Origin of the sequence: Alkalitalea saponilacus, assembly GCF_900168165.1 — a bacterium.
Taxonomy (GTDB): domain Bacteria; phylum Bacteroidota; class Bacteroidia; order Bacteroidales; family Marinilabiliaceae; genus Natronoflexus; species Natronoflexus saponilacus.
Genome location: NZ_FUYV01000051.1, coordinates 1 through 4,171 on the forward strand (window position 1 = coordinate 1; position 4,171 = coordinate 4,171).

Here is a 4,171-nt window from a genome sequence, read left to right on the forward strand (position 1 = left end):
AAGAAAAATGATTGCCACGCACAAAACAGCACATTTGCAAACCACACAAACCTACACACAGCCAAAGTTTGCAAAAGAGCTGTTTTCTGGCCGACGCACCCACAGATAATTGTATATTTGTAGATAATAACTAATTTTTTAAGAGAAAACTGATTAATGGAAATTAAAATCTTGAAACCACGGAAAGCACTAAATAAAGCCTTCCTGAAAGTAAAACCAAACAGGACTGAAATAGAATGTTTCAAGACCAATTTAACCCAGTTGCTCGACAGGATTAATGACATTGAATCGGAAGAGTTTCATAAAAACCTTGTCTCGGATTTTTTTAAAGACACTTACTACAAGAAAAGTCATTTCATAAACACTAAAGGCAGAAATGACCTCGTAATCCATAACGGAGACAAAGCAGCCAGTACTGTCGGAGTTGTGATAGAAGCAAAAAAACCGACAAACAAGGGAGAAATGCTTACAAAAGAAAAGATTAATGTTAAAGCTTTTCAGGAACTTGTTTTGTATTATTTGCGTGAGCGGATTACACATAAAAATATTGAAATAAAGCATCTGATTGCGACAAACATCAACGAATGGTTTGTTTTTGATGCAACGCTTTTCGACAGGCTATTTGCCCAAAACAAAACCTTTGTAAAACATTTCGAAGATTTTGAAGCCGGACGTTTAGCTGACACAAAAACAGATTTTTTTTATAAACAAATTGCTGAACCATTTATTGCTGAAATAAAAAACGAAATTGAGTTTACATATTTCGATATTCGTGATTATGAAAAACCTTTGCGTAACGATGACAAAAAAGACGACAATAAATTAATTGCTTTATTCAAATTGCTCTCGCCCGAGCATCTTTTAAAACTTCCGTTTGCTAATGACAGTAATAGCCTTGACAAAAGATTTTACGGAGAACTGCTTCACCTGATAGGATTAACTGAAACAAAAGACGGCGGTAAAAAGATAATTGAACGGAACAAAGAAGGCCAGCGAAATACAGGTTCTTTTATAGAAAACGCCATCATACAATTAAACAGTCTTGATAAAATTTCACGGCTTGAAAACCCAACCCAATTTGGTTCAACTACCCAAGAAAGGCTTTTTAATGTAGCTCTTGAATTGAGCATTACATGGATTAATAGAATCCTGTTTTTGAAGCTTTTGGAAGGTCAATTGATTACCTACCACAAAGGTGACAAATCTTATGAATTCCTAAATTCTGACAGAATTCAGAATTACGATGATTTAAATAGTTTGTTTTTTCAAGTTCTTGCACGTAAACATGATGAACGAGACGAAGACATTAAAGATGCTTTTTCCAAAGTTCCATATTTAAACAGTTCCTTGTTTGAGCCAACCGACATTGAACATGTTACACTTTTTATTAGCAATCTACGAGACGACAAGTCAATTCCTATCTACTCGCAAAGCGTATTAAAAGACGATAAAGGTAAACGTCTTACTGGTGAATTAAGCACAATTGAATACCTTTTCAGATTTTTAAGTGCTTACGATTTTGCAAGCGAAGGAAGCGAAGAAATACAGGAAGACAACAAAACACTTATAAACGCTTCAGTACTTGGTTTGATTTTCGAGAAAATAAACGGTTATAAAGACGGTTCATTTTTTACGCCTGGATTTATAACCATGTATATGTGCCGTGAAACCATCCGTAAAGCGGTAATTCAAAAATTCAACGAAACAAAAAATTGGAATTGTACTGATATAAACTCACTTTACGATAAAATTGAAGACCGAAAAGAAGCCAACAAAATAATAAATGATTTAAAAATTTGCGACCCTGCTGTTGGTTCTGGTCATTTTTTGGTTTCGGCACTCAACGAGATGATTGCCGTAAAAAGCGACCTTAAAATTTTGCAAGACCGTGATGGAAAACGTTTAAAAGAATATCATTTTGAAGTTGTAAACGATGAATTGATTGTAACGGACGAAGACGGAGAACTTTTCGAGTACAATCCTACAAACAAAGAAAGTCAACGCATACAAGAAACTTTGTTTCACGAAAAGCAAACAATAATTGAAAACTGTTTGTTCGGAGTTGACATTAACCCAAATTCCGTAAAAATTTGCCGTTTGCGTTTATGGATTGAACTTTTGAAAAACGCTTATTACAAGAACGCAACCGAGCTTGAAACCCTTCCAAACATTGACATAAATATAAAATGTGGAAACTCATTAATAAGCCGTTTTGCACTCGATGCCGATTTAAAACAAGCATTAAAAAAGAGTGCGAGTAAATGGACTATTGACAGTTATCGCCTTGCAGTTGATACATATCGAAACGCCCAAAGTAAAGAGCAGAAGCGTGAAATGGAGTGTTTGATTAATGAAATAAAAACCAATTTCCGTAGCGAAATTTCTTTGAATGACCCAAAGGCAAAACGACTTAGAGCCTTAAATGGCGAGTTATTTTCAATGACAAATCAAGGTCAGCTTTTTGAACTCTCAAAAAAGGATAAAGCTGTTTGGAATGCGAAAGTTTCTAAACTAACCGCAGATACTCAAAAGCTTGAAGCCGAAATTGAAGAAATAAAAAGCAATAAAATTTACGAAAACGCTTTTGAATGGCGGTTTGAATTTCCTGAAGTGCTGAATGATGATGGTGATTTTGTGGGCTTTGATGTGGTGATTGGAAATCCGCCATATTTCATTATGACTAAAAATAATATGGAAAAACTTGAACTAATGCATTATATCAACAATTACCAAGCAATCAAAAATGCAAGTTCAAAAAACATATTTAATCTGTTCATTGAGTTAGGAATTATAATCAGCAATAAGAATTCTTATCATTCAATGATTGTACCAGAAGGTTTGTTTGAAACTAGAAGCTACTCTGACACAATTGAACTTTTGAAAAATTCAGGTTCTGTATTGAATATCACAAGGATTGAAGGAATGGTTTTTGATGAAGCAAATACTGGCAATGTAATTTTTATTTACGGGAAGAGCCAGCAAGGAGCATTTACGGAACAAAGAATTTTTAAAAAAGATCAAAACTTAGTTACTTACAGTAAAATTGATAATCCTATTATTTTAAAATTAGATAATCCTATAACTCCCCGACTTTCCGATATCTGTCAGCTTTTCAAAGGGATGGTTATCGCAGATAGAAAAACTAAAATATTTGTAGAACAATCCGATAATTTGCCAAACAAATTTTTATTAGGAAACTGTATTTCTAAATGGACGATAGAAAAATGGTTTTTTACTGATTATGAAACTCTTTCAATAATTGGTGGAACAAAAGCCAAAAATAAACACGCTGTTTCACCAAGAATACTTATAAGAAGAACAGGGAATTTTTTATGTTGTGCTTATTTAACAGAACCCGCATTAACTGAGTCAACACTTTATTCGTGTTGGTCAATTAATAAGGCAATTCATAATCTTTTTGTGCTTGGCGTTTTACATTCTAAAGTAGCTGATTATTATATCAAGAATAAATTAGTAACCAATCCACAAGCTTTTCCGCAAATCTTAATGACAGACTTACAATCTTTACCAATACCAAATCCAAGTAATGAAATTCATAACTTAATAATGGCATTGACGGAAGAAAGATTAAAATCTATTGGCAACCCCCAAGAAATTGAAAATAAAATAGACCGATTAGTTTACCAACTTTACGATTTGACCGTTGAAGAAATTGAAATAATTGAAAATAGTCTTTAATAAAAAATGACTCAAAACGTATCCATATATTCAAATGCAAAAAAGATTGAACTTCATTATTGTTTTAATGATGAAAGTCATACTATGGATGCCGTTATCAGAAATAAATGCGAGCATGAATTTTTAGAAATAGTTAAGCATGTAAGCACACTCTTTAATGTTGAATTAGAACTTGAATCGGAGGCTTTTACCGAAGGTGGATTGCGAGAATGGTGGTCGCTTACAATTAAAAAGAATCCTACTTTAGCTGCAATAATAATCGGAGTTTTGATAAATGTTCTTTCAAATTATATCACAACCGACCAAGAACTTAATGATTTGCAAAAACAAGAATTAAGGTTAAGTATTGAGAAATTAAAACAAGACCTTGAAGAAAACAAAGAAGAAGCACCTACCATTCATATCGAAAATGCTATATTTATAATAAATAATGATATAAAGGTTCAGAAACATAAATCAAATTTCTACAAAA

2 protein-coding genes are annotated in these 4,171 nt (G+C 32.9%); both read left to right on the forward strand.

The features are described from left to right. The first annotated feature begins 156 nt into the window (after nt 1–156). Nucleotides 157–3,699, forward strand: coding sequence for a DUF7149 domain-containing protein (locus B5X70_RS17420; protein ID WP_079559179.1), 3,543 nt, complete (start codon nt 157–159; stop codon nt 3,697–3,699). 6 nt (nt 3,700–3,705) lie between these two features. Next, the coding region (locus B5X70_RS17425; RefSeq protein ID WP_200812623.1) for a hypothetical protein at nt 3,706–4,171 on the forward strand (466 nt) is incomplete at its 3' end.

Excerpts from the sequence above, each read along its gene's own strand:
- B5X70_RS17420 (WP_079559179.1), top strand. The coding sequence starts at position 157 with ATGGAAATTAAAATCTTGAAACCACGGAAAGCACTAAATAAAGCCTTC.